24 protein-coding genes and 1 pseudogene are annotated in these 24,779 nt (G+C 71.6%); 8 read left to right on the top strand and 17 right to left on the bottom strand.

Features of this window, described 5'->3' with window-relative positions:
- Nucleotides 1–55 precede the first annotated feature (55 nt).
- The 13 genes from metK to pyrR form a co-directional block, all read right to left on the bottom strand.
- On the bottom strand, nucleotides 56–1,249 hold the full coding sequence (metK, locus tag B042_RS0115450) for a methionine adenosyltransferase (protein WP_028649072.1): 1,194 nt from the start codon (nucleotides 1,247–1,249) through the stop codon (nucleotides 56–58).
- Nucleotides 1,250–1,465: 216 nt separating this feature from the next.
- Nucleotides 1,466–2,734 (bottom strand): bifunctional phosphopantothenoylcysteine decarboxylase/phosphopantothenate--cysteine ligase CoaBC, encoded by a 1,269-nt coding sequence (gene coaBC / locus B042_RS23405; RefSeq protein WP_051415733.1) that lies wholly within the window; start codon nucleotides 2,732–2,734, stop codon nucleotides 1,466–1,468.
- Nucleotides 2,735–2,966: 232 nt separating this feature from the next.
- Entirely contained in the window at nucleotides 2,967–3,233 is a 267-nt protein-coding gene (gene rpoZ, locus B042_RS0115440) for a DNA-directed RNA polymerase subunit omega (protein ID WP_028649071.1), read from the bottom strand.
- Between the two features lie 96 nt (nucleotides 3,234–3,329).
- Nucleotides 3,330–3,920 carry a guanylate kinase gene (gene gmk / locus B042_RS0115435; protein ID WP_028649070.1) on the bottom strand — a complete coding sequence of 197 codons (591 nt, stop codon included), beginning with the start codon at nucleotides 3,918–3,920 and terminating at the stop codon, nucleotides 3,330–3,332.
- Between the two features lie 287 nt (nucleotides 3,921–4,207).
- Nucleotides 4,208–4,531 (bottom strand): integration host factor, actinobacterial type, encoded by a 324-nt coding sequence (mihF, locus tag B042_RS0115430; RefSeq protein ID WP_028649069.1) that lies wholly within the window; start codon nucleotides 4,529–4,531, stop codon nucleotides 4,208–4,210.
- 326 nt (nucleotides 4,532–4,857) lie between these two features.
- Nucleotides 4,858–5,592: an orotidine-5'-phosphate decarboxylase gene (gene pyrF / locus B042_RS0115425; RefSeq protein ID WP_028649068.1), complete on the bottom strand. Its 735-nt coding sequence runs from the start codon at nucleotides 5,590–5,592 to the stop codon at nucleotides 4,858–4,860.
- A gap of 303 nt (nucleotides 5,593–5,895) precedes the next feature.
- Entirely contained in the window at nucleotides 5,896–6,837 is a 942-nt protein-coding gene (locus B042_RS0115420; protein ID WP_155989122.1) for a dihydroorotate dehydrogenase, read from the bottom strand.
- Nucleotides 6,838–6,873: 36 nt separating this feature from the next.
- Nucleotides 6,874–7,773 carry a dihydroorotate dehydrogenase electron transfer subunit gene (locus B042_RS0115415; protein WP_028649066.1) on the bottom strand — a complete coding sequence of 300 codons (900 nt, stop codon included), beginning with the start codon at nucleotides 7,771–7,773 and terminating at the stop codon, nucleotides 6,874–6,876.
- Between the two features lie 154 nt (nucleotides 7,774–7,927).
- Nucleotides 7,928–11,230, bottom strand: coding sequence for a carbamoyl-phosphate synthase large subunit (gene carB, locus B042_RS0115410; RefSeq protein ID WP_028649065.1), 3,303 nt, complete (start codon nucleotides 11,228–11,230; stop codon nucleotides 7,928–7,930).
- Between the two features lie 9 nt (nucleotides 11,231–11,239).
- The gene (gene carA, locus B042_RS0115405) at nucleotides 11,240–12,388 is read right to left on the bottom strand and encodes a glutamine-hydrolyzing carbamoyl-phosphate synthase small subunit (RefSeq protein ID WP_028649064.1); all 1,149 of its coding nucleotides are present in this window, start codon (nucleotides 12,386–12,388) and stop codon (nucleotides 11,240–11,242) included.
- 50 nt (nucleotides 12,389–12,438) lie between these two features.
- The gene (locus tag B042_RS0115400) at nucleotides 12,439–13,740 is read right to left on the bottom strand and encodes a dihydroorotase (RefSeq protein WP_028649063.1); all 1,302 of its coding nucleotides are present in this window, start codon (nucleotides 13,738–13,740) and stop codon (nucleotides 12,439–12,441) included.
- Nucleotides 13,741–13,796: 56 nt separating this feature from the next.
- On the bottom strand, nucleotides 13,797–14,705 hold the full coding sequence (locus B042_RS0115395; protein WP_028649062.1) for an aspartate carbamoyltransferase catalytic subunit: 909 nt from the start codon (nucleotides 14,703–14,705) through the stop codon (nucleotides 13,797–13,799).
- Complete coding sequence (gene pyrR, locus B042_RS23400) at nucleotides 14,705–15,352, bottom strand: bifunctional pyr operon transcriptional regulator/uracil phosphoribosyltransferase PyrR (protein ID WP_036555236.1); 648 nt, start codon at nucleotides 15,350–15,352, stop codon at nucleotides 14,705–14,707. The genes B042_RS0115395 and pyrR overlap by 1 nt, the downstream gene beginning before the upstream one ends.
- Nucleotides 15,353–15,849: 497 nt before the next feature.
- Here pyrR and B042_RS0115385 point away from each other — a divergent pair, with 497 nt between their 5' ends.
- Entirely contained in the window at nucleotides 15,850–16,344 is a 495-nt protein-coding gene (locus B042_RS0115385; RefSeq protein ID WP_028649061.1) for a transcriptional regulator, read from the top strand.
- Nucleotides 16,345–16,577: 233 nt separating this feature from the next.
- A complete protein-coding gene (locus B042_RS25145; protein ID WP_197024331.1) occupies nucleotides 16,578–17,186 on the top strand; it encodes a GNAT family N-acetyltransferase in 609 nt (202 codons plus the stop codon).
- Here the strand turns inward: B042_RS25145 and metF are convergent.
- Complete coding sequence (gene metF, locus B042_RS0115375; protein WP_028649060.1) at nucleotides 17,104–17,967, bottom strand: methylenetetrahydrofolate reductase [NAD(P)H]; 864 nt, start codon at nucleotides 17,965–17,967, stop codon at nucleotides 17,104–17,106. The two genes, B042_RS25145 and metF, sit on opposite strands and share 83 nt — an antisense overlap.
- 247 nt (nucleotides 17,968–18,214) lie before the next feature.
- On the opposite strand from metF, the gene B042_RS0115370 reads away from it, so the two are divergent.
- The 3 genes from B042_RS0115370 to B042_RS0115360 all read left to right on the top strand — a co-directional run bounded on the left by B042_RS0115370 (nucleotide 18,215) and on the right by B042_RS0115360 (nucleotide 21,615).
- Nucleotides 18,215–19,291 (top strand): polyprenyl synthetase family protein, encoded by a 1,077-nt coding sequence (locus B042_RS0115370; protein ID WP_028649059.1) that lies wholly within the window; start codon nucleotides 18,215–18,217, stop codon nucleotides 19,289–19,291.
- 118 nt (nucleotides 19,292–19,409) lie between these two features.
- Nucleotides 19,410–20,666, top strand: a complete 1,257-nt coding sequence (locus B042_RS23390; RefSeq protein WP_036555234.1) for a DUF418 domain-containing protein — start codon at nucleotides 19,410–19,412, stop codon at nucleotides 20,664–20,666.
- A gap of 55 nt (nucleotides 20,667–20,721) precedes the next feature.
- Nucleotides 20,722–21,615 carry an SDR family oxidoreductase gene (locus B042_RS0115360; RefSeq protein WP_028649058.1) on the top strand — a complete coding sequence of 298 codons (894 nt, stop codon included), beginning with the start codon at nucleotides 20,722–20,724 and terminating at the stop codon, nucleotides 21,613–21,615.
- A gap of 6 nt (nucleotides 21,616–21,621) precedes the next feature.
- Here B042_RS0115360 and thiE read toward each other — a convergent pair whose 3' ends face one another.
- From thiE to B042_RS0115345, 3 genes are all read right to left on the bottom strand, one after another.
- Nucleotides 21,622–22,284 carry a thiamine phosphate synthase gene (gene thiE, locus B042_RS0115355; protein ID WP_028649057.1) on the bottom strand — a complete coding sequence of 221 codons (663 nt, stop codon included), beginning with the start codon at nucleotides 22,282–22,284 and terminating at the stop codon, nucleotides 21,622–21,624.
- On the bottom strand, nucleotides 22,281–22,928 hold the full coding sequence (locus B042_RS24425; RefSeq protein ID WP_051415730.1) for a helix-turn-helix transcriptional regulator: 648 nt from the start codon (nucleotides 22,926–22,928) through the stop codon (nucleotides 22,281–22,283). The genes thiE and B042_RS24425 overlap by 4 nt, the downstream gene beginning before the upstream one ends.
- Nucleotides 22,929–23,047: 119 nt before the next feature.
- Nucleotides 23,048–23,494: an ATP-binding protein gene (locus B042_RS0115345; RefSeq protein ID WP_028649056.1), complete on the bottom strand. Its 447-nt coding sequence runs from the start codon at nucleotides 23,492–23,494 to the stop codon at nucleotides 23,048–23,050.
- A 235-nt stretch (nucleotides 23,495–23,729) separates the two neighbouring features.
- Between B042_RS0115345 and B042_RS27100 the strand changes: the two genes are divergently transcribed.
- The 3 genes and pseudogenes from B042_RS27100 to B042_RS23380 form a co-directional block, all read left to right on the top strand.
- The gene (locus B042_RS27100; RefSeq protein WP_081748810.1) at nucleotides 23,730–24,203 is read left to right on the top strand and encodes a Scr1 family TA system antitoxin-like transcriptional regulator; all 474 of its coding nucleotides are present in this window, start codon (nucleotides 23,730–23,732) and stop codon (nucleotides 24,201–24,203) included.
- Nucleotides 24,169–24,444: pseudogene (locus B042_RS27095) on the top strand (DUF5753 domain-containing protein); the annotation flags it as partial. The gene B042_RS27100 and the pseudogene B042_RS27095, both read left to right, overlap by 35 nt.
- Nucleotides 24,445–24,551: 107 nt before the next feature.
- The coding region (locus B042_RS23380) for a helix-turn-helix domain-containing protein (RefSeq protein WP_155988858.1) at nucleotides 24,552–24,779 on the top strand (228 nt) is incomplete at its 3' end.

Raw genomic sequence — 24,779 nt, 5'->3', positions numbered from 1 at the left:
ACGACGAAGGGGAGGGGCCCAAGGCCCCTCCCCCGTGGTCCGTTCCGGGTACGGCTCAGACGCCGACGGCTGAGCGCAGCGCGGCGGCGCGGTCGGTCCTCTCCCAGGTGAAGTCGGGCAGCTCACGGCCGAAGTGGCCGTAGGCGGCCGTCGCCGAGTAGATCGGGCGCAGCAGGTCGAGGTCGCGCACGATCGCACCGGGGCGCAGGTCGAAGACCTCCTTGACAGCCTTCTCGATGAGCTCCGGGGCCACCTGCTCGGTGCCGAAGGTCTCGATGAACACGCCGACCGGGTGGGCCTTGCCGATGGCGTAGGCCACCTGGACCTCGGCGCGCTCGGCGAGTTCTGCGGCGACGATGTTCTTGGCGACCCAGCGGGTGGCATAGGCGGCGGAGCGGTCGACCTTCGACGGGTCCTTCCCGGAGAAGGCGCCGCCGCCGTGGCGGGCGTAGCCGCCGTAGGTGTCGACGATGATCTTGCGGCCGGTGAGGCCGGCGTCACCCATCGGACCGCCGATCTCGAAGCGGCCGGTGGGGTTGACCAGCAGCCGGTAGTCCTCAGCGTCCAGACCGAAGGCTGCCACGACCGGCTCGATGACGTGCTCGCGTACGTCGGGGGCGAGCATCTCGTCGAGGTTGATGTCGGCGGCGTGCTGGCTGGAGACCACGACCGTGTCGAGGCGGACCGGGGTCTGGCCCTCGTACTCAACCGTGACCTGGGTCTTGCCGTCGGGGCGCAGGTAGGGCACGGTGCCGCCTCGCCGCACCTGGGACAGGCGCTCGGAGAGCGAGTGGGCCAGCTTGATGGGCAGCGGCATCAGCTCCGGCGTCTCCCGGTTGGCGTAGCCGAACATCAGGCCCTGGTCGCCGGCGCCCTGCCGGTCGAGTTCGTTCTCCTCGTTCTCGACGCGGGCCTCGTAGGCGGTGTCGACGCCCTGCGCGATGTCGGGGGACTGCGCGTCGATGGAGACGTTGACCCCGCAGGAGTCGCCGTCGAAACCCTTCGCGGACGAGTCGTATCCGATCTGGAGGATCTTCTCACGCACGATGGCGGGGATGTCGACGTAGGTCTGAGTGGTGACCTCGCCCGCGATGTGGACTTGACCGGTGGTGATCAGCGTCTCGACCGCGACCCGGCTGGCGGGGTCGCTCGTGAGCATGGCGTCGAGGATCGAGTCACTGATCTGGTCGGCCATCTTGTCGGGATGGCCCTCGGTGACCGACTCGGAGGTGAAAAGGCGGCGGGACACGTTGCCTGACTCCTTGCAGCGGCTGCTGGCTGACATGTCGGCGCGGCACCGGGCTCTGGATCCCCTGGTGGGGAACACGGCGCGCGGCCGACCCTGATGGGTTGTTGATCCACTGTAACGGGACCGGTGGGGGCGGGAGTCCCGCGACCGGCCCGAAAGCTGTCACGGCTCCAGTTGGAAGTGTGACGTACTCGGACCTAGGAATCCAGACCCCGATCAGGATGATTCCGGCCGGGGCGGGTTCCGGTCCTCGTGCCGGGCCGGGCCCGCGCGGCCGGCGACGAGGTCCCACACGCGGTCGGCGAGGTCGTCCTTGGGTCCCCGAGGAACCTCGAAGGCCCCTCCGCCGGAGTCGAGGATCACCGCCTGGTTGTCCTCGGTGCCGAAGGCGAGCCCGCCGCCGACCCGGTTGACCACGAGCAGGTCGCACCCCTTGCGCGCCAGTTTGGCCTTCCCGTGGGCGAGGACGTCGTCGGTCTCGGCCGCGAAGCCGACGATGGTCTGGGCCAGGCCCTCCCGGTCCCGGTCGGCGACCAGTCGGGCGAGGATGTCGGGGGTCTCCGCAAGCTCGATCGCGGCGGGGACGTCGCCGGACTTCTTGATCTTGGACCCCACCGCGGTGACGGGCCGGAAGTCGGCGACGGCGGCGGCCATGACCAAGACGTCCGCCCCGGCCCGTTCAGCGGCCACGGCCTGGGCCATGTCGCGTGCCGACTCCACGTGGACGACCCGGACCCCGGCCGGGTCCGGCAGGGAGACGTTGGCCGCGACGAGGGTGACCGCGGCGCCGCGCGCCGCCGCGGTCCGAGCGAGCGCGTACCCCTGCCTGCCCGAGGAGTGGTTACCGATGAAGCGGACCGGGTCGATGGCCTCGCGGGTGCCGCCCGCGGAGACGACCACGCGCAGCCCGGACAGGTCGGCGGCGGCCGTACCCCGCCGCAGGGCGAGACGGGCGGCCTCGAACAACTCCGCGGGTTCGGGGAGTCGGCCCCTGCCGGTGTCGACGCCGGTCAGACGCCCCTCGGCCGGGTCGAGCACGATCGCGCCACGAGAGCGGAGGGTGGCCACGTTCTGCCGTGTGGCGGGGTGCTCCCACATCTCGGTGTGCATCGCGGGGGCGAACACGACCGGGCAGCGGGCGGTGAGGAGCGTGTTGGTCAGGAGGTCGTCGGCCAGGCCCGCGGCCGCCTTCGCCAGGACGTTGGCGGTGGCCGGGGCGACGAACACGAGGTCGGCGCTCTGGCCGATGCGCACGTGCGGGACCTCGTGCACGCCGTCCCAGACGGTGGTCGCGACCGGCTGCCCGGACAGCGCGGCCCAGGTGGGTTCGCCAACGAAGCGCAGCGCGTCACCGGTGGGCACGACCCGGACCCGGTGCCCGGACTCGGTCAGGCGGCGCAGCAGCTCACACGCCTTGTACGCGGCGATGCCGCCGCCGACGCCGAGAACGACCCGGGGCGCGGACTCACTTGGTGTATCACTCACAGCACCGAGTTCTACCAGGCCCACCGGCCGGGAACGCGTACCGCCTCCCGGTTCGGGAGCCGCCCCGCACCTCTGGCCCCAGGCACCCCGCGGAAGCAGCGCGAGGACGCCGCCGGTGTCCGCGAGAGGAGCCTCCCCCACAGCGAGGAACGAGCAGGGGGAGCGGCGACGAAGACGCCGGCCTCTCTGGCACCCGAGCGCCGTCCGAGCCCGTGAGGGAGCATAAGCGCTGCTAGGCGCCCTCGTAGGGCTCCGCGGTGAGCAGGCCGGACCTGACCTCGCGCAGGGCGATGGACAGCGACTTCTCCTGGACGTGGGTCTCCACCAGCGGGCCGACGTACTCCAGCAGGCCCTCGCCGAGCTGGGCGTAGTAGGCGTTGATCTGGCGGGCTCGCTTGGAGGCCATGGTGACCAGGCTGTACTTGCTGTCGACGCACTCCAGCAGGTCGTCGATCGGCGGGTTGGTGATGCCTTCGGCGACGGGCTCGGTACCAGCCACTTCATACCCCCAGGGACGGTCTCCGGCTCGTCGAAAGCCGTGACGTGGTTGTTCGGGACGGGTGGGCGGCGCCCAGGGCGCGGCGCACGGCCGCTATCACACCTTGGGCGCTCTGATCAACGCTAGCAGCTCACCGCACACGTCCTGCACGGACGTGTTGACCAGCGTGGTGTCGAACTCCTTCTCCGCAGCGAGTTCGGTCCGGGCGGCCTCCAGCCTGCGCTGGATCACCTCGTCCGGCTCGGTGCCACGTCCGGTCAGGCGGCGGACCAGCTCCTCCCAGGAGGGCGGGGCGAGGAAGACGTGCAGGGCCTCGGGCATGGAGTCGCGGACCTGGCGGGCGCCCTGGAGTTCGATCTCCAGCAGGACGGGGACACCGGCGGTGATCCGCTCGCTGACAGGTGCGCGGGGGGTGCCGTAGCGGTTGCCGGCGAACTCGGCCCACTCCAGCAGTTCGTCCTCGGCGACGAGCCGGTCGAACTCCTCGTCGGAGACGAAGTGGTACTGGACGCCCTCGCGCTCACCGGGGCGGGGCGGGCGGGTGGTGGCCGAGACGGAGAGCCAGACGTCGGGGTGGTCGCGGCGGATGGCGTCGACGACCGTGCTCTTGCCGACACCGGAGGGGCCGGACAGGACGGTCAGCCGCTTCGCGGACGGACTGTGCACGGCTCCGGACTCGGCAGGCATGGAGGTCTCTGGCTTTCCTTCGTGTGCCCGGCGCGCCCGGTGTGGGAACCGGCTCGCTCAGCGCGGCGGGCGGGTGTGCGGGTACTGCCGCGATCAGTCGCGGAAAGCTCCAGTTATACCACCGCGCCGCGGTGCGGGGGACGCCCGACCTGGGGACGGGCATCCGCCGACCGCGGCGCGGCGGCGAGTCTCACCGGGGGTTGTGCCATGGCACGTGGCCGCTCCGCGGGGAACGGTCTCCGCCGCGGTCGCGGGGATGCGCGGACGGGCCGGTGCACTTCAGGGTCCTACTTGGTGAGGTCGCCGAACTCGCTCTCAAGGGCGGCGCGCTGGTTGGTGCCCAGGCCGCGGACACGGCGCGACTCGGCGATGTTGAGCCGCTCCATGATCTGCTTGGCACGGACCTTGCCGACGCCGGGCAGGGATTCCAGCAGAGCCGAAACCTTCATCTTGCCGATGACGTCGTCCTTGAGGCCCTCCGCGAGGACCTCGGACAGCGAGATACCGCCGTTCTTGAGCTTGTTCTTGACCTCCGCGCGCTCTTTTCTGGCCTTGGCGGCCTTCTGGAGAGCCGCACTGCGCTGCTCGGGTGTGAGGGGAGGAAGGGCCACGCCGGGTCACCTCGGATTTCTACTCGTCTGTAGAGGGCGGACGCCTGCGCAAGTTAGTAGGTCCGACCTGCATTAGGCAACGCAAAGTGGCCTTTCAGCGGCTATTTCATCAAAGAAACTACGCAGAGTAGTTTCCTCATTGCCTTAAGACACCGAACCCGGGACTTTGGTCCTGGTTGGAGCGCGGCGAACCGCGTCACCAGCACAAGTCACTCGCGGGTGACGCGCGTCACTCTCAGCATCGGGGACTTAATTTCGGTCACACCTAATTCGCGACAGTCAGTGACATACAACTGTGCGTGATGGGAGCGTTGCGACATACCACCTCATTTCCCCCCTTGGCGCCCCCGGCCCTTCGAGGCCCGCCTGACGGCCGCGGCGACGGCTGCCGCTGCCGCCCCCGGGTCGGCCGCCCGGGTGATCGGCCGACCCACGACGAGCAGGTCCGCGCCCGCGGCGATCGCCTCCTCCGGTGTGGCCACCCTCGACTGGTCGCCCCGGTCCGTCCCGGCCGGGCGCACGCCCGGCGTGATCAGGGTGATGTCCGGACCCACCTCCGAGCGCACCAGTGCCGCCTCCCGGGGCGAGCACACCAGCGCCCGCGCCCCGGCGCCCACCGCCAGCGCCGCCAGGCGCCGCACCGCGTCGGAGGGCGGCCCGGCCAGTCCCACCTGGTCCAGGTCCTTGTCGTCCATCGAGGTCAGCACCGTGACCGCGGCGATCTTGGTGTCGGGGGCGCTGTCCACCGCGGCCCGGACCATGTCCGCTCCCCCGGCGGCGTGCACCGTGAGGATCGACGGCCGCAGCCCGGCCACACTGCGGGCCGCACCGGCGACCGTCGCCGGGATGTCGTGCAGCTTGAGGTCGAGGAAGACCCCGACCGGGTGGGCGCCACGCACCGCGCCGACCACGTCCGGCCCGTAGCGCAGATAGAGCTCCAACCCCACCTTGACCGTGCTCACATGCGGCGCGACGGCGGAGGCCCACGTGGCGGCGGTCTCGATGTCGTCGGCGTCGATCGCGACGGCGATCGGCGCACGCGAAGCGCTGGTCTCGGTCATCACCGGTACTCCCCCCTCGTTCCGGAGCCGGTCACGGCCCGGACGCCGGCGCCCATCGCTCACGGAAGGCACCGGCGAATGCACGTTCACTGTCATGTGCACGCGTCCACGATGTGCGATTCCCAGGATGCACGGCTTCATGCCCCGCTGGGATCACTTCCCCGTAACGGCCCTGAGACAGCCGCAGACGGCCCAACACCCCACCCCGCCAACAAGGGAGACCCCTACTGGACCCCCGCCGCCCAGAGGCCCCTTGAAGGCCGTCCAAGGCGGCCAGAGTCCCGCGGACCCCCGGCGCCCCGCTCACACCCCGGCCCCGGAACCGTGTGCCGCCCCCACCAGGTCGGCTGCGCGGCCGACACCGCGCGCCTCCAGGGCCTCAGTGAACTGCCTGAGCACGCGCGCGCAGGCGGAGGGGTCGGAGAAGCTGGTCGTGCCGACCGCGACAGCGGTGGCCCCCGCAGCCATGAACTCCATCACGTCCTCGCCCGTGCGCACCCCGCCCATGCCGATGATCGGGACCTCGGGCACGGCCTCGTGCACACGGTAGACGCACCCCACCGCGAGCGGACGGATCGCCGGACCGGACAGTCCGCCCAGGCCCCCGGCCACCGCGGGCCGCATCGACCGCGTGTCGATGGCCATGCCGCGCACGGTGTTGATCATCGACAGCCCGTCCGCCCCCGCCTCCACACAGGACCGCGCCAGCGCGACCAGGTCGGGGACGTCGGCCGCCAGCTTGGCCAGCACCGGCAGGCCCGACCGCGTGTGGGAGCGGACCGTGCGCACCACGGCGGCCGCACGCTCGGAGTCGTCGGCGAAGTGGCGTCCGGCCGGGGCACCCGGGTCGGGGCAGGAGAGGTTGACCTCCACGGCGCTGACGCCCTCCGCGTCCGAGACGCGCCGCGCCAGTTCCCCGAACTCGCCCACACCGGTGCCGGCCACGGACACGATGGCCCGCCCCCCTCTGGAGAGCAGCCACGGCAGGTCGCGCTGAAGGAAGACGTCGACGCCGGGGCCCTGCATCCCGGTGGTGCTGAGCATCCCGCTGGGGGTCTCGGCCATGCGCGGCGCGGGCCGGCCCGCGTTGGGCTCCAGCATCATCGACTTGGTCGTGACAGCGCCGATGGAGGCGATGTCGAAGAACCGGTCGAGCTCGCGCCCGGCCCCCGCGCACCCGGCGGCGGTCACCACCGGGTTGGGCAACTCGACACCGCCCAGGCGGATCCTCAGGTCAGGGCCCACTCTTCCCACCGTCCTCATGCTCGCCGTGCCCACCGCTCAGGCGATGTCGCGCGCGGACTCGGCCGCGCGGGCGGCGCTGGAGCCCTTCCACCCGGGAGCGCCCAGGGCGTCGAAGGGGATCGTGCCGACGTCGTCGAAACGCACCTGCTCGCCCCGGAACACCGGGCCGTCCACACAGGCGCGGGCCATCCGGGTGATGCCGTCGCCGCCCACGACCGGGACCACACAGGTCATGCAGATCCCCGTACCGCAGGCCATGGTCTCCTCCACCGCCACCTGGACGGGGACGCCGCGGGAGCCCGCCACTGCGGTGACCGCGCGCAGCATCTCCATGGGCCCGCAGGCATAGACCGCGTCCGAGCGCGCCTCCTCGATGACCCGCCCAAGCACGTCGGTCACCCGCCCACGCGTGCCGAACGAGCCGTCGTCGGTGGTGAAGGCGGCGGTCTCGGCGATGCGGCGGGCGGACAGGGCGCTGAACACGCGGTCGGCGGAGGCGCCGCCCAGGACGAAGTCCACCCGGCATCCACGCCTGCGCAGGGACTGCGCGAGCGGGAACAGCGGCGCTCCGCCCGACCCGCCGCCCACGAGGACGCAGTTGACCGGGTCGCGCGGCAGCGGGAAGGGACGACCCAGCGGGCCCACCACGTCCAACAGGTCGCGCGAGCGGCGCTCGGACAGCCACGCGGTTCCGGTGCCGCGCACGGAGAAGAGGAACTCGACGGTACCGCCGTAGTCGGGCTTGACGTCGTGGACGGCGAAGGGACGCCGCAGCAGGGTGCTGGAGTGGTCCCCGCCCACGCCCACGGTGACGAACTGCCCGGAGCGGAAGCGCTCGGCGATGCCCGGAGCGACCACGGTGATGGCGTAGTAGGCGTCCACCCTGCGCACATTGAGCACGGGGCACCTGATCTGCACCGGTCCGTTGTCGCTCATCGGCCTTCCGTTCTTCCCCCTCGGCTGCGGTGGTACAAGGTTAGGGCCGTCTCGCGCGTGGCGGTCCCGATCCGGCCCGGGGCGGGGCCTCGCGGCCCCGCCCCGCCGTCGCCGCGGTGCCGCCGGCCGACGGCACCGCGTTCGGGAGAGGGCCCTACGCGCGCCCCTCCTGGAGGGTGCGGGCGTGCTCCTGGAGCGAGCGCACGCCGATGTCGCCGCGCACGCGTGCCTCGATCGCCTGCACCGCGGCGGCGAGCCCCTGGACCGTGGTCACGCTGGGGACGCCGCGCACCACGGCGGCGGTGCGGATCTCGTACCCGTCCAGGCGCGGACCGGCCTGTCCGGCGCTGCCGAAGGGGGTGTTGACGATGAGGTCGACCCCGCCGTCGTGAATGAGCTGCACGACAGTGGGCTCCCCGTTGGGCCCGGTGCCCTCGCTGTGCTTGCGCACGACGGTGGCGTGCACGCCGTTGCGGCGCAGGACCAGGGCGGTGCCCTCCGTGGCCAAGATCTCGAATCCCAAGTCGGCCAGACGCTTGACCGGGAAGATCATCGAGCGCTTGTCGCGGTTGGCCACCGAGACGAACACCCGGCCCTGCGAGGGCAGGCTGCCGGTGACGGCCGACTGCGACTTGGCGTAGGCGGCGCCGAACTGCACGTCCAGGCCCATGACCTCGCCGGTGGAGCGCATCTCCGGGCCGAGGATGGTGTCGACCCCCTCGCCCTCCTTGTCGATGAACCGGTTGAAGGGCAGCACCGCTTCCTTGACCGAGACCGGGGCGTCGGCGGGCAGGTCGCCGCCGTCCCCCCGCTCGGGCAGCATGCCCTCGGCGCGCAGTTGCGCGATGGTGCTCCCTGCCATGACCCGGGCAGCGGCCTTGGCCAGCGGAACCGCGGTGGCCTTGGACACGAAGGGCACGGTGCGGGAGGCACGCGGGTTGGCCTCCAGCACGTACAGGACGCCGGAGGCGAGCGCGTACTGGACGTTGAGCAGCCCCCGCACACCGGTCCCCCGGGCGATGGCCTCGGTGGAGTAGCGGATGCGCTCGACGTCCTCGCTGCCCAGGGTGATCGAGGGCAGGGTGCACGCCGAGTCGCCGGAGTGGATACCGGCCTCCTCGATGTGCTCCATGACGCCGCCCAGGTACAGGTCGGTGCCGTCGTAGAGCGCGTCGACGTCGATCTCGATGGCGTCGTCGAGGAAGCGGTCGATGAGCACCGGGTGCTCCGGGCTGACCTGGGCGTTGCGCCGGATGTAGTCGGCGAGCATCTCCTCGCTGTAGACGATCTCCATCCCGCGTCCGCCGAGCACGTAGGACGGGCGGACCATCACCGGGTAGCCGATCTCGTCCGCGGCGGCCTTGGCCTCGGCGAAGGAGTAGGCGGTGCCGTGCTTGGGCGCGGGCAGCCCGGCCTGGGCTAGGACCGCGCCGAACTCGCCGCGGTCCTCGGCCAGGTCGATGGCCTCGGGGCTGGTCCCGATGACGGGGACCCCGGCGTCCTTGAGGCGCTGGGCCAGGCCCAGCGGGGTCTGTCCGCCGAGCTGGACGATGACCCCGGCGACCGGTCCGGCGGCCTGCTCGGCGCGGACGACCTCCAGGACGTCCTCCAGGGTGAGCGGCTCGAAGTAGAGCCGGTCGCTGGTGTCGTAGTCCGTGGAGACCGTCTCGGGGTTGCAGTTGACCATCACGGTCTCGTACCCGGCCTCGGAGAGCGCGAAGGAGGCGTGGACGCAGGAGTAGTCGAACTCGACGCCCTGGCCGATGCGGTTGGGCCCCGAGCCCAGGATGATGATCTTGGGCTTGTCCCCGGTGGGGACCTCGGTCTCCTCGTCGTAGCTGGAGTAGAGGTAGGGCGTCTGCGCGGCGAACTCCGCGGCGCAGGTGTCCACGGTCAGGTAGACGGGGTGGACGCCCAGGGCGTGGCGCAGTTCGCGGACGACGGTCTCGCTCTTGCCGGTGATCTCGCCGATCTGGACGTCGGAGAAGCCCAGCCCCTTCGCCTCGCGCAGCAGGGCGGCGTCGAGCTGGGGGGCCTGGGCCAGGGCCCGGGCGGTCTCCTCGACGCGGAGCATCTGGTCGAGGAACCAGGGGTCGATCCGGGTGGCCTCGTACAGCTCCTGGACCGTCGCCCCGGCGCGCAGGGCCTGCTGGACCTGGCGCAGGCGGTGCTCGGTCGGGATGGCGGCCCGGCGCAGCAGGCCGTCCTTGTCCTCGGGCTCTCCGGCCCAGGTGAACCCGACTCCGGCCTTCTCTACCGAGCGCATGGCCTTCTGGAGGGCCTCGGGGAAGGAGCGGCCGATCGCCATGGCCTCGCCGACCGACTTCATGGTGGTGGTGAGGGTGGGGTCGGCGCCCGGGAACTTCTCGAAGGCGAACCGCGGGACCTTGACGACCACGTAGTCGAGCGCGGGCTCGAAGCTGGCGGGCGTCTCCCGGGTGATGTCGTTGGGGATCTCGTCGAGCGTGTAGCCGACGGCGAGCTTGGCGGCGATCTTGGCGATCGGGAAGCCGGTGGCCTTGGAGGCCAGCGCCGAGGAGCGGGACACGCGCGGGTTCATCTCGATGACGATGACGCGGCCGCTCTCGGGGTGGACGGCGAACTGGATGTTGCAGCCGCCGGTGTCCACGCCGACCTCGCGGATGACCGCGATGCCCAGGTCGCGCAGCTTCTGGTACTCGCGGTCGGTGAGGGTCATGGCGGGCGCGACGGTAATGGAGTCGCCGGTGTGCACGCCCATGGGGTCGAGGTTCTCGATGGAGCAGACGACCACGACGTTGTCGTTGGCGTCGCGCATCAGCTCCAGTTCGTACTCCTTCCAACCGAGGATGGACTCCTCCAGGAGCACCTCGGTGGTCGGTGAGAGCGCCAGGCCCTGGCCCGCGATGCGGCGCAGTTCGCCTGCGTCGTGGGCGAAGCCCGATCCGGCACCGCCCATGGTGAAGGAGGGGCGGACCACGACGGGGTAGTCCAGTTCCTCGGCGGCGTCCAGGCACTCCTGGAGGGTGTGGCAGATGCGGGAGCGCGCGGACTCGCCGCCGATGCGCTCCACGATCTGTTTGAAGGACTCGCGGTCCTCGCCGGACTGGATGGCCTCGACGTTGGCGCCGATGAGTTCGACGCCGTACTTGTCGAGGATGCCCGCCTCGTGGAGGGCGATGGCGGCGTTGAGCGCCGTCTGCCCGCCCAGGGTGGGCAGCAGTGCGTCGGGGTGCTCCTTGGCGATGATCTTCTCGATCATCTCGGTGGTGATCGGCTCGACGTAGGTGGCGTCGGCGATCTCCGGGTCGGTCATGATCGTGGCCGGGTTGGAGTTGACCAGGATGACCCGCAGGCCCTCGGCCCGCAGGACCCGGCAGGCCTGGGTGCCCGAGTAGTCGAACTCGGCCGCCTGCCCGATCACGATCGGGCCGGAGCCGATCACGAGGACGGATGAAAGGTCACTACGGCGCGGCATGTTCTTCCTCTACTCCTGCTCGGAGGCCGGTACGGACTGGGCGGTCATCAGGTCGCAGAACTCGTCGAAGAGACCGGCGGCGTCGTGGGGGCCCGCAGCGGCCTCGGGGTGGAACTGGACGCTGAACGCGGGGCGCTCCAGGAGCCGCAGGCCCTCGACGACCTGGTCGTTGAGACCGAGGTGGCTGACCTCGGCCCGTCCGTAGGGGGTGTCGAAGGGGCCGTCGAGCGGGGCGTCGACGGCGAACCCGTGGTTCTGGCTGGTGACGGCGACCCTGCTGGTGCGGGTGTCGCGCACGGGCTGGTTGATCCCGCGGTGCCCGAAGGTGAGCTTGTAGGTGCCCAGTTCCAGGGCACGGCCCAGGATCTGGTTGCCGAAGCAGATGCCGAAGAGCGGTGTGCCCGCGTCCAGGACACCGCGCATGGCGGCGACGGGGCCGTCCGCGGTGGCGGGGTCGCCGGGGCCGTTGCTGAAGAACACGCCGTCGGGGGCCAGCGCGAGGATCTCCTCTGCGGTGGCGGAGGCGGGCAGCACGGTGACCTTGCAGCCGCGCTCGGCCAGGCGCTGGGGCGTCATGGCCTTGATGCCCAGGTCGACGGCGGCGACGTGGAAGCGGGCCTCGGTGCCCTCGGGCGGCAGGACCTCGTAGGGGGTGTCGGTGCTGACCTCGTCGGCCAGAGCGGACCCGGCCATGGGCGGCTGCTCCAGGATGCGGGTGAGCAGCGCCTTCGGGTCGGTCTCGGTGGTGCTGACGGCCGCGCGCATGGCACCGCGGTCACGTAGGTGGCGGGTGAGGGCACGGGTGCCGGTGAGGGCGATGCCGACCACGCCCTGGCGGCGCAGCTCCTCGTCGAGGGTGCGCTGGGCACGCCAGTTGGAGGGGATGCGGGCGGGCTCGCGGACGACGTACCCGGCGACCCAGATCCTGCCGGACTCGGGGTCGTCGTCGTTGACGCCGGTGTTGCCGATGTGCGGAGCGGTCATCGCCACGATCTGGCGGTGGTAGGAGGGGTCGGTGAGGGTCTCCTGGTAACCGGTCATGCCGGTGTTGAAGACGGCCTCGCCGAAGGTCTCCCCGGGGGCGCCGAAGGAGCGGCCGTGGAACACGCGGCCGTCCTCAAGTACCAGAATCGCCGGTCCGCCGGTCTCCTCGGCCACGTTCTCCCCCTTCACGGTGCCGGCTCCGAGCCGGCTGTGTGCTGCTGTGTTCAACTGATCTTCCCCTCCAGGACGGTCGGGACCCCCCGCAGGAAGGTCGCGCGGACTCGGCCGGGCAGGGTCATCCCCCGGAAGGGGGTGTTGCTGCTCTTGGTGGCCATGGCCGCGCCGTCGGCCTCGACGGGAGCCGCGGGGTCGTACAGGACGACGTTGGCGGGCTCCCCGGGGGCCAGGGCGCGCCCGTGGCCGGTGACCCGTCCGATGCGCGCCGGGGCGGCCGACATCCGGTCGGCGACCTGGGCCCAGGTGAGCAAGCCGGTGTCGACCATGGTCTCCTGGACGACCGCCAGCGCGGTCTCCAGCCCCACCATGCCCATGGCGGCGGTGGACCACTCGGTCTCCTTGGCCTCCACCGGGTGGGGTGCGTGGTCGGTGGCCACGATGTCGATCGTTCCGTCCGCCAGGCCCTCGCGCAGTGCGCGGACGTCGTCGGCGGTGCGCAGCGGCGGGTTGACCTTGTAGACCGGGTCGTAGCCCTCCACCAGATCGTCGGTGAGCAGCAGGTGGTGGGGGGTGACCTCGGCGGTGACGTCGCACCCTCGGGCCTTGGCCCAGCGGATGATGTCGACCGAGCCCCGGGTGGAGACGTGGCACACGTGCAGGCGCGAGCCCACGTGCTGGGCGAGCAGGCAGTCGCGGGCGATGATCGCCTCCTCGGCGACCGCGGGCCAGCCGGGCAGGCCCAGGCGGTCGGAGACGCAGCCCTCGTTCATCTGGGCGCCCTCGGTGAGGCGGGGCTCCTGCGCGTGCTGGGCGATCACGCCGTCGAAGGCCCTGACGTACTCCAGGGCGCGGCGCATGAGCAGGGCGTCGGAGACGCACTTGCCGTCGTCGGAGAAGACGCGGACCCCGGCGGCGGAGTCGGCCATGGCGCCGATCTCGGCGAGGTTGGCACCGGCCAGTCCGGTGGTGACGGCGCCGACGGGATACACGTCGCAGTAGCCGGCCTCGCGTCCCAGGCGCCAGACCTGTTCGACGACCCCGGCGGTGTCGGCGACCGGGTCGGTGTTGGCCATGGCGTGGACGGCGGTGTAGCCGCCCATCGCGGCGGCGCGGGAGCCGGTGGCGACGGTCTCGGCGTCCTCGCGGCCGGGCTCGCGCAGGTGGGTGTGCAGGTCCACCAGGCCGGGCAGGGCGATCAGCCCGTCGGCGTCGACGGTCTCGGCGCCCTCGGGAACGGCCAGGCCGGTTCCGGTGTCGGCGATCCGTCCGTCGGCGACGAGCAGGTCGACGGGGTCGCCGCCGAGCGGTCGGGCCCCGCTGATCAGGTAGACGCGGTCGGTGTCGGGCATGACGGTGTGGAGTCCTCGTGTTCGTGGATGCGGGAAGTCGAGAGGGGCGGGTCCGGTCAGGAGCCGCCGAGCAGCAGGTAGAGCACGGCCATGCGCACGCTCACGCCGTTGGCGACCTGCTCGGTGACGGTGCAGCGCGGGGAGTCGGCGACCTCGGCGGAGACCTCGACGCCGCGGACCATCGGGCCCGGGTGCATGACGACGGCGTCCGGGGGCATGCACGCGAGGCGTTCGGCGTCCAGTCCGTAGTTGCGGCTGTACTCGCGCACGGACGGGAAGTAGGACTCGTGCATGCGCTCGTTCTGTACGCGCAGCATCATGGCGACGTCGGACTTGGGCAGCACGTCGTCGAGGTGGTAGGAGACCTCGCAGGGCCAGGTGTGCACAGAGACCGGCAGCAGGGTGGGCGGTGCGACCAGGGTGACGTGCGCTCCGAGCGTGGTCAGCAGGAGCACGTTGGAGCGGGCCACGCGGCTGTGCGTGATGTCGCCGACGACCGCCACGCGCAGGCCCTCCAGCCTCCCCATGCGGGAGCGCATGGTGAAGGCGTCCAGGAGGGCCTGGGTGGGGTGCTCGTGGGTGCCGTCCCCGGCGTTGAGCACCGAGCCGTCGACCCAGTGGGAGAGCCGGTGCGGCGCCCCGGAGGCGCTGTGGCGGATGACGACGCCGTCGGCGCCCATCGCCTGGAGGGTGAGGGCGGTGTCCTTGAGGCTCTCTCCCTTGGAGACGCTCGACCCCTTGGCGGAGAAGTTGATGACGTCGGCGGACAGGCGCTTGGCCGCCAGCTCGAAGGAGGTGCGTGTACGGGTGGAGTCCTCGTAGAAGAGGTTGACGACGGTCCGGCCGCGCAGGGTCGGCAGCTTCTTGACGGAACGGTCGCTGACCCTGGCGAGTTCGGCGGCGGTGTCCAGGATGAGGGTGGCCTCGTCGCGGGTGAGGTCGCCGCTGGAGAGCAGGTGGCGCATCAGGAGCCCGCCCCCTCGGTTTCGGGGCGCCGCTCAGCTCCGGGTCTGGCCCGGTCGCGGGCGGGGCCGAGCAGGACCGCGTCGCGGCCGTCGTTCTCGGCCAGGCACACGGTGACGCCCTCGCGCAGGGAGGTGGGCAGGTTCTTGCCCACGTAGTCGGCGCGGATGGGCAGTTCGCGGTGGCCGCGGTCGACGAGGACGGCGAGCTGGACGGCGCGTGGGCGGCCGAGGTCGCCGAGCGCGTCCAGGGCGGCGCGGACGGTGCGGCCGGAGAAGAGCACGTCGTCGACGAGGACGACGACGTGGTCGTCGAGGCCGCCGTCGGGGATCTCGGTGCGGCCCAGGGCCCGGGCGGGCGCGAGCCTGAGGTCGTCGCGGTACATGGTGATGTCGAGGGATCCGACGGGGACGCGCAGGTCCTCGACTCGTTCGATCCGCTCGGCCAGCCTCCGGGCGAGGGGGACTCCGCGGGAGGGGATGCCCAGGAGGGCGACGTCCCGCCCGCCCTTGGTGCGTTCGAGCACCTCGTGGGCGATGCGGGTGAGTGCCCGGTCGATCTCCGGGCCGTCGAGGACGGTTCTGTACCCCTCGGGTGCCGGGGGCGGCGGAGCACCTCCGCCACCTTTCGCGTTGTCGTGCGCACGCAAAGTAGTGACCCCTTCCCTGCCTCACTGAACAGGTCGTTAAAGGATGTCGATCGGCCCAACGCTACCAGCGGCCCCCCGAGTCCCTCGACTGACGGCCCCGGGACCGGGCACGTGCCGTGTGAGGCCCGACACGCGGGAAACGCGCGGTGGAGCGCCGGGGCCGTGCCCGCGGATCCGGGAGCGCGGCCCCGGCACCCGCCGCGTGCCAGGAAATCCCTGCGGTGTCGGGGCTCTGCGTGACCGGTACACACCACTAATCCGGTTCGGTCCGGACATGAGAGGAGTCTCACTTACGCACGGTTTGGATACTGATTAGTCGCGTTTCACCCCAACGGCTTGACCTGGAGGCCGGACCGCCCTAGCGTCACTGTCTGTAACCACTGCTGGGTGGGGTTGCACCCCGCGACCCTCCGAACGACCGCCTCGGCGGCCGCCGAGGAAGGCCGGACGCCTCCCCCACCACACCAGCCACCGTCACGGCCGGGAGCGACAAGAAGATGCCATCCGAATACGCGAAGTCCCTCGGCGCGCGGCTGCGTGCCATCCGCACCCAGCAGGGCCTCTCCCTGCACGGCGTGGAGGAGAAGTCCCACGGGCGCTGGAAGGCCGTCGTGGTCGGCTCCTATGAGCGCGGCGACCGTGCCGTCACCGTCCAGAAGCTCGCCGAACTGGCCGACTTCTACGGCGTTCCCATGTCGGAACTGCTGCCCGGCGGCGCCGCGCCCACACCCCTGGCCCCGACGCCCAAGCTGGTCATCGACCTGGAGCGCATGCAACAGGTGCCCCAGGAGAAGGCCGGCCCGCTGTCCCGCTACGTCGCCACGATCCAGAGCCAGCGCGGCGACTACAACGGGCGGGTGCTGTCCATCCGCCAGGAGGACCTGCGCTCACTGGCGGTCATCTACGACAAGTCGCCGTCGGACCTCACCGAGGAGCTCATCAACTGGGGCGTCCTCGACGCCGAGGCGCGCCGCGCGGTCGACGCCTTCTGAGCCCCGGCCCCGGTTCGGGGCCTCCCGCGCACACGGGAGCCGGCGCCCTGAGGGCGCCGGCTCCCGTGTGCGCGGGGCACGGTGCGGCCGTGCACGGGGCTTCCCCTCCCCGCCCCGGCCGCACCGGCACCCTTATCGAACTCACGTTCGACCAAGACCAGTTAACCCCAGCCCCGACGCACCCGTCAACCCGTGCTCGCGGAGCCGAAGGGCCCACGCCCTAGAGTGGGACGGTGGCAGCCGACACCGAACTGCGCGAACTGGCCCCTCCTGCGTTCGCCCATGCCGTCCCCGTCCTGCTGGGCGTCTACGACCGCGCGATGCGCCCCCCGGAGGACCAACTGCCCGGCCGGGCCGCCGTGATGAGCGGTCACGCGCGCTATCCGGGATTCCGCTCGGTGGTGGCCGTGCGCGGCGAGCGGCCGGTCGGCTTCGCCTACGGCTTCCACGGCGGGCGGGGCCAGTGGTGGCACGACGTCGTCACCGAGGCGATGCGCGCCCGGGGCAGGGCGCGCCTGGCGCACCGCTACCTGTCGGACACACTGGAGATCGCCGAGGTGCACGTGGACCCCGACGAGCAGAACCGGGGTGTGGGCAGGTCCCTGCTCCACGCCCTGTGCTCGGGCCGGCCCGAGCGCACCGCGGTGCTGTCCACTCGTACCGGCCCCACCGCGGCACGCCACCTGTACAGCTCCTGCGGCTTCACGGAGATCCTGGAGGACTTCTCCTTCCCCGGGAGCCCGGCTCAGCCCTTCTCCGTCATGGCCGCGCGGCTTCCGCTGGGCCCGCCCGGTGGCCGGCGACCTCGCGGTAGATCTCCCTGGTGGCGGTGGACTGGTTGAAGGTGATGAAGTGGATGCCCGGAGCCCCCTCGGCCAGCAGCCGCTCGCACATGCGCTGGGCGTGCTCGATACCGAAGGCGCGGACGGCCTCGGCGTCGTCGCCGAAGCGCTCGAACCGCTCGGCCAGATCACGCGGGAAGGGCGCGCCCGAGAGCTGCTCGGACCGCTCGATCGTGGCCCTCCTGACCACCGGGAACACCTCGGGAATGATCGGCACCCCGCACCCCCGGGCGGCCACCCTGTCGCGCAGCCGCAGGTACTCCTCCGGGTCGAAGAACATCTGCGTGATGGCGTAGTCCGCCCCGGCCTCGCACTTGCGCACGAAGTGGTCGGTGTCGGTCTCGACGTCGTCGGAGCGGGGGTGCTTGTGCGGGAAGGCCGCCACGCCCACACTGAAGTCACCGCTGTCCTTGAGCAGGCGGACCAGTTCCTCGGCGTAGGTCAGGCCCTGCGGGTGGCGGACCCACGGACCGCCGGGGTCGCCGGGAGGGTCGCCGCGCACGGCCAGCATGTTCGACACGCCCGCGGCGGAGAAGCGGCCGATGAGGTGGCGCAGCTCGGCCACCGAGTGGTCCACCAGCGTCATGTGCGCGACGGGCAGCAGCGTGGTGTCGGCCGCGATGCGCTCGGTGGTCTCCACCGTGAGGTCGCGCGTGCCGCCGCCCGCGCCGTAGGTGACCGAGACGAAGGAGGGGCCGAGCGCTTCGATCTCGCGGATCGCCCGCCACAGCCGGGCCTGGGACTTCGGACCGCGGGGCGGAAAGAACTCGAAGGAGAACAGGGGCTCGCCCGTGTCGAGGAGTTCACGGATCTGACGCGGGCGCGCGGCGGGCGGGTGCGGCCCTGCGGGCTGAGTCGGTGCAGCGAGCATGGACACCACCTTAGGCGAGCCCGGACAGCGCGGCGCGGGGAGCCTCCCGCTTCCGTGAGACACGGTGACGCACACCGCACGGACCGGCAGGCGGACGGGGGGCCGGGTTGCGCCGAACCCGGCATCCTGTGGCCCGGAAGCCGCTAGTGTGCTGGTTATGGCCCCTTTCGCTTCCCCATCGCCCGTCTCCGTGGTCCGCTCGGCGGTGGACGGAGAACTCGTCTCGTTCTGCGCCTCGCACCGGACCCGCCTGCTGGAGATCGGCGAGGAGCTGGCCCCGGCCATGGACGCCCTGGAGGCGATGCTCTCGGGCGGCAAGCGGCTGCGCCCCACGTTCTGCTACTGGGGTTGGCGCGGGGGCGGCGGCGCCGACGGCGACGCACGCGTGGTCCGGGCGGCGGCCTCCCTGGAGTTCCTCCAGGCGTGCGCGCTGATGCACGACGACGTGATCGACCGCAGCGACACCCGGCGCGGCCTGCCCGCCACGCACCGGAGGCTGGCCGCGCTCCACACCGAGCACGGCTGGAGCGGCGACGCCGACTCCTTCGGGGAGGGCGCGGCGATCCTCATCGGCGACCTCTGCCTGGCCTGGTCCGACGAGATGTACCAGGCCAGCGGGTTCGCACCGGAGGTGCTCCAGGGCGGGCGGGCGCCCTTCGACGCCATGCGCACCGAGGTGATGGCAGGGCAGTACCTGGACACGCTCGAACAGGTCCGGGGCACGGAGAGCCGCGAGGCGGCGCTGCGGGTGATGCGCTACAAGGCGGCCAAGTACACGATCGAGCGGCCGCTGCACCTGGGCGCGGCCCTGGCCGGGCGCCTGGACGCCTTGGGCGGTGTCTACACCGGCTACGGGATGCCGCTGGGCGTGGCCTTCCAACTGCGCGACGACGTGCTCGGGGTCTTCGGCGACCCCGGTACCACCGGCAAGCCCGCCGGCGACGACCTGCGCGAGGGGAAGCGGACCCTGGTCGTGGCCGAGACCCTGGAGCGCGCCGACTCCGGTGCGGCCGACCGCTTCCGCTCCCTGCTGGGCACACCGGACCTGTCGGAGGCCTCGGTGGAGTGGATGTGCGCGCTCATCGAGGACTCAGGGGCGCTCAAGGCGTGTGAACGGCTCATCGAGGAGTACTCCGAGCAGGCGCTGTCGGCTCTGGAGAGTCCCGAGCTGGACGGGTCGGCGCGCGAGCCCCTGCGGTGGTTGGTGGACGCCGCCACCTCGCGCACGCACTGACCCGGGGATCTCCTTAGGGGGTTTCCCCGGGTCCCCGACCGTCGTGGGCGTCTTGTAACCATCCCGACGCTCCGGTTGAATCGCAAACACGACATATCGCGACACCGGAGGGATGCCCATGTCCACACACACCGCCTCACGCGGCCCGACCGAAACCGGGGAGCGCTCACTGGCGCCAGACCTGGCACGCGGGTCCATGCTGGCCTTCATCGCGATCGCCAACGCCACCTGGTACCTGTGGGCCCTGCCGATGAGCGGGGCGAGCGCACACCCCGCGCCGGAGGGCCCCGCGGACGGCATCGCGCAGTTCGTCACCACGGCCGCGATCGACATGCGCAGCTATCCGATGTTCGCGTTCCTGTTCGGGTACGGCATGGTGCAACTGACCCGCAGACAGGAGGCCGCGGGGGTCTCGCCCCGCGAGGCGGACGCGGTGCTGCGCCGCCGCAACCTGTGGCTGCTGGTGTTCGGCCTGGTGCACGCCCTGCTGCTGTGGGTGGGCGACATCCTGGGGGCCTACGGACTGGCCGGGCTGGTGCTGGCCTGGCTGTTCCTGCGGCGCCGGAACGCGACCCTGCTGGTGTGGGCCGGACTCCTCACCGCCCTGATGGCGGCCCTGGCCGCGCTGTCGCTGCTGAGTCTGGCCTTCGTGCCCCCCGAGGAGATGGCGGGCCAGTCGTTCGGGCAGGAGGACATGGCGGCCAGCATCTCCGACCCCTCCTACCTCGCCTCGGTCGTGGAGCGCCTCACCTACTGGCCCGTCGTCACCCTGGGGCAGGGCCTGCTGGGCATGGCCGTGCCCGCCGCGATCCTGCTCGGCTTCTGGGCCGCGCGGCGCCGGGTCCTGGAGGAGCCGGGGCGGAACGTGGGCCTGCTGCGCGCCGTGGCCGTCGGCGGCCTCGCGACGGGATGGATCGGCGGCCTGCCCCTCGCCCTGGCCCAGACCGGCTTCTGGGACCTGTCGGAGGGCCAGGGGCTGCTCCTGTCCCTGCCGCACATGGTCACCGGCCTGGCCGGCGGTCTGGGCTACGTCGCCGCGATCGCCCTGATCGCGCACCGGATCGAGCGCGGTCGGGGCACGGGACCGGTGGCGGGTGCCCTCGCGGCGACCGGCAAGCGCTCGATGTCGGCCTACCTGGCGCAGTCGGTCCTGTGCGCACCGGTCCTGGCCGCGTGGGGGCTGGGACTGGGAGCGCACCTGACGTCGTGGAGCATGCTGCTGTTCGCCGTCGGGGTGTGGCTGGTGACGGTCGTGGCCGCCGCGCTGCTGGAGCGCGCCGGGCGGCGCGGCCCCGCGGAGGTCCTGCTGCGGCGCCTGGCCTACCGCGGCGCGGGTGAGGCCAAGAGCGCGCCACCCGTCGACCGGAACCGGTAAAAACGCGCGTGCCGCTGGCCGGTCGCTGCGGTCCGATCCCTCAGGATGGGGTGTCATGGGCGACGATCACATGACAAACCACACCATAGGCGTGACCGGAGCGACCGGCGCGGTGGGCGGGCGGGTCGCCGCCCGGATCGCCCGGCTGGGGCTGGCGCAGCGACTCATCGTCCGCGACATCAACCGGGCCCCCGAGTTTCCCGGCAGCAGCGCGTCGATGGCGGCCTACGAGGACACCCGGAGCTTCGAGCGGGCCTGCCGGGGGGTGGACACGCTGTTCCTGGTGTCGGCCACCGAGTCCGAGAAGCGGGTCGAGACGCACGTGGGCGCGGTGGACGCGGCGGTCGCCGCGGGGGTGTCGCGGATCGTCTACCTGTCCTTCCTGAACGCCGGGCCGGCGTCCACCTTCACCTTCGCCCGCACGCACTTCTTCACCGAGGCCCACATCCGGATGAGCGGGGCGGAGTTCACGTTCCTCAGACCCGGCCTGTACCTGGACCTGCTTCCCACGTGGACGGACGGCCGGGGCGTGGTGCGCGGTCCGGCCGGCGACGGGCGGGTCGCCTGGGTCTCGCGCGACGACGTGGCGGACGTGGCGACCGCGGTGCTCACCGATCCGGCGGTGACGGCGGTGTCCGGGGGCGCCGCCTACGACATCACCGGGCCGGAGGCGCTGACCCTGGGCGCGACGGTGGACAAGCTGTCCTCGCTCACCGGGCGCACCATCCGCTACGTGCCCGAGACGTGGGAGGAGGCGCTGGAGTCGCGCCGGTGGACCGGGGCACCCGAGTGGGCGGTCGAGGGCTGGGCGTCGTCGTACGCGGCGATCGCCACCGGGGAGTTGGACGTGGTCGCGCCCACCGTGCCCAAGCTGACCGGCCACCCGGCCCAGTCCATCGAGGGCTTCCTGCGCCGCCACCCGAGCGCGCTCTCCCACGTGGCCGTGTGAGGTGTCCTAGTCCCGGGCGGTCAGGCGTGCGCGCAGCGCGGCCGCGGCCGCCCGCGGGTCCTCGGCCTCGGTGATCGCCCTGACGACCACGACCCTGCGTGCCCCGGCGTCCAGGACCCGGTCGATGGTGGACAGGTCGATCCCGCCGATGGCGAACCAGGGCCGGCCGGTGTCCAGGGCCGCGGCGCGCTCCACCAGTTCCAGTCCGGCCGCGGCGCGTCCCGGCTTGGTGGGGGTCGCCCACACCGGGCCGACACAGAAGTAGTCGCTGCCGGGTTCGCTCGCCGAGGCGGCGGCGGCCTCGATGTCGTTGTTGGAGCGCCCGATGATCGGGTCCGAGCCGACGATGTCGCGGGCCATGGGGACGGGCAGGTCGCGCTGGCCCAGGTGCAGGACGTCGGCTCGCACCGCACGGGCGATGTCGGCGCGGTCGTTGACCGCGAGCAGGGCGCCGTGCCGCTCGCAGGCGTCCCTGAGCACCTCCAGTGCGACGAGCTCCTCACGCGCCTCCAGGCCCTTGTCGCGCAGCTGGATGATGTCCACACCCCCCGCGAGGGCGGCGTCGGCGAACTCGGCGAGGTCGCCCTGCTCCCTCCGGGCCCCCGTACACAGGTACAGGAGGGATGCGTCCAGGTGCTTGCGCAGGCTGTCTCCGTGGCTGGTCCTCACCCGGACCACCCTAGGCCCTGTCCCCCGCCCGCCCAAGGACCGCCGCGCCCCGTCGGTCCGGTGCCAGGCGGGGCCGCCCCATCAGGAACGGCCGGACCGGTGTTCCCCTTCGGATGCGGCGACCTGGGGAGTGCGTGGTTGGCCGGTGTGGGCAGGGCGAACCAGTCGGTCGCTCCTCGGGGGGTGTTGGTGACGCCCCAGGCGGTGCCGTGGTCCAGGAGCCGACGGGGGCCGTCCGCTCCCACGGTGAGGGCGACCTCGCCGGGAGGGCCGCCGTTCGGGCCGGGCGGGGGCGGCGGGTCCTCGTCCGGGTACGGGTTGTTCACCTCGCCGGGGACCTGGGGCGCTCCGAGTCCGGCCAGGGCGGTGACGGCGCGGTCGATGCGGGTGGCGCCCCTGCCGCCCTCCAGGCGGGAGAGAGTCGTCTGCGACAGGCCACACATGCTGGCCAGGGCCGCCTGGGAGTGGTGCTGGGTGGCGGGGTGGCGGCGCAGGTACCGGATGACCTTGGACAGGTCCAGGGCGCGGACGGCGCGGGCCAGGTCGGGGGCCTGCCACACCTGGGCGGGGATGCAGGCGCAGCGGTAGGCCGGGGCTCCGCCGTGGCGGGGGCTGCCGCAGTGTCCGCACAACAGGACCGTCACTTTCGGTGTCCCTTCTCGTTCGGCGGTGTGGTGCTGAAGGGGGCGGCGGCAGGGGCGTCCGCCGCCCCCGGGATCCCGCGCCGCACCGGGGGCAGGGGCACGGCGCGGGAGTCAGGTGGTCATCGGGGGAAGAGGGCGCGGACGGCGGTCCCGCCATCGGGGTTTCGTGTCCAGTCCCAGTAGGCGCACACGGCCTCGACCAGGCGCAGCCCGTTGCCGCCCACCCGGAAGGGGTCCAGAGCGGGGATCGCCGGGGGTGTGGTGGCCGTGTCGGGGCGGGGTCCGTCGTCGGTGACGCGCAGTTCCAGGTGGCCGGTGCGGTCGATCTCGACGCGGACGGTGCCGCCGGGCAGGCCGGAGGCGGTGTGGCGCATCGCGTTCGTCGTGAGTTCGGAGACGGCCAGGGCGAGGGGTTCGGCCAGGCCGGGGCGGGTGCGGGTGGCCTGGGCCGCCCAGCGCCGCGCGATGGCGATGTGGCTGAGGTCGGGGCCGAGCAGGAGGCCCGATGTGGTGGGGGTTCCACGCAGTCGGCGCGGCAGAGCGGAGGGTGGGGAAGTACACTGCATGTGGTCTCACCTCAACCTGGTTACGGGTGGGACTTACACGCCCTGAAACCCGGTGCCCTCGGGTTCGGGGCGTTTTTCTTGCCGGAGGCCGTCCCAGCCCTACTTCTTTGTGCTGACGAGCGGCTGCCCGACCAAAGGCAACAGACAAGGGCGGTTGCGCCACTCAGAGACCCGGGATTCTTGTTCTCCTGGTTCCTGGAGTCCACCCTGCCTGAACAGCAAATACCTTCTCTACATGTGGCCGGATTCTGAATTACAGGTTCGCCAAGGCGCATCCAATTGTGGCCCTTTGTGGCTTGCTGGAGTCATGCCAAGCCGCACTTCCCTACCCGAGAGCGCAGCTATCGCCCAGTTTGGAAATGAACTCCGACGACTAAGAAATTTGTCCGATATGTCGCAAAAAGACCTAGGTCTAGCGACAGGCACATCCAAGCAGCAGGTCGGCGCCATCGAGCGAGGCGATCGAAGGCACTCCAAACAGTTCGCCGAGTTGGCCGATAAGGCCCCGGAAGCCCACAACGCGCTACTGAACCTGTGGCCCGGAGCGAAGCAAGCCCAACCGTGGTGGCTGGAGAAGTTCGTTGAACTCGAAGCGAAAGCCCAGGTCATCAACGAGTTTCAGTCCCAGGCAGTCCCTGGGCTTCTTCAAACTGAAGGGCTACGCGAAAGCCGTGATGGGGGCGGCCTTCCCTCCCCGATCACCTCGTAGTATCGAAGATCTCCTGAAGGCTCGCCTGGACCGACAGAAGATCTTGAGGCGCGACCGCCCACCGCTCGCGCTCTTCGTGGTGGACGAAGGAGCTCTGCGAAGGACCGCAGGCGGAAAGTCCGTGATGAGGGAGCAGTACAAGGCCCTCATCGAGGCGGCTGAATGGCCGTTCGTGCAGATCCAGGTACTGCCGTTCGACCGTGGTGCTCACGCGGCGATGGAAGGATCGCTGGTGCTACTGACCATGACTCATGCGGAGTCTCTTGTGTACGCGGAGACGCCAGGGTCAGGCCAGGTGATGGTGGTGTCATACCGTCGTAGCAACATCACAGGTCACAGGGGTTGCTCATGCCAGAACGACGGATGCTCACCCTCGCTGAACGCGAGGAGATCGCGCTCGCCAACGCGCGAGGAGAAGGCGTACGAGCCATCGCCCGGCTGGTCGGCCGGGACCAGTCGGTGATCAGCCGCGAGCTGGCCCGCAACACCAGCAAGCGCGGCTACCGGGCCACCACCGCCCACCAACGCGCCAAGGCCCGCCGGGCCCGCCCCCAACAGCGCTTGATGGACACCGAC

Origin of the sequence: Nocardiopsis sp. CNT312 (genome assembly GCF_000515115.1) — a bacterium.
Lineage (GTDB): Bacteria > Actinomycetota > Actinomycetes > Streptosporangiales > Streptosporangiaceae > Nocardiopsis.
The sequence above is the reverse complement of the archived record's forward strand: the minus strand, read 5'-3'. Positions and strand labels throughout refer to the sequence as shown.

Coding starts and splice junctions, on each gene's coding strand:
- gmk (WP_028649070.1), bottom strand. CDS start 3,920: ATGCCTGCCGAGTCCGGAGCCGTGCACAGTCCGTCCGCGAAGCGGCTG.
- B042_RS0115395 (WP_028649062.1), bottom strand. CDS start 14,705: ATGCGCCACCTGCTCTCCAGCGGCGACCTCACCCGCGACGAGGCCACC.
- B042_RS0115360 (WP_028649058.1), top strand. CDS start 20,722: ATGGGCGACGATCACATGACAAACCACACCATAGGCGTGACCGGAGCG.
- B042_RS23390 (WP_036555234.1), top strand. CDS start 19,410: ATGTCCACACACACCGCCTCACGCGGCCCGACCGAAACCGGGGAGCGC.
- B042_RS0115345 (WP_028649056.1), bottom strand. CDS start 23,494: ATGCAGTGTACTTCCCCACCCTCCGCTCTGCCGCGCCGACTGCGTGGA.
- B042_RS0115415 (WP_028649066.1), bottom strand. CDS start 7,773: ATGAGCGACAACGGACCGGTGCAGATCAGGTGCCCCGTGCTCAATGTG.
- pyrF (WP_028649068.1), bottom strand. CDS start 5,592: ATGACCGAGACCAGCGCTTCGCGTGCGCCGATCGCCGTCGCGATCGAC.
- B042_RS0115385 (WP_028649061.1), top strand. CDS start 15,850: ATGCCATCCGAATACGCGAAGTCCCTCGGCGCGCGGCTGCGTGCCATC.
- carB (WP_028649065.1), bottom strand. CDS start 11,230: ATGCCGCGCCGTAGTGACCTTTCATCCGTCCTCGTGATCGGCTCCGGC.
- B042_RS0115400 (WP_028649063.1), bottom strand. CDS start 13,740: ATGCCCGACACCGACCGCGTCTACCTGATCAGCGGGGCCCGACCGCTC.
- B042_RS27100 (WP_081748810.1), top strand. CDS start 23,730: ATGTGGCCGGATTCTGAATTACAGGTTCGCCAAGGCGCATCCAATTGT.
- B042_RS0115370 (WP_028649059.1), top strand. CDS start 18,215: ATGGCCCCTTTCGCTTCCCCATCGCCCGTCTCCGTGGTCCGCTCGGCG.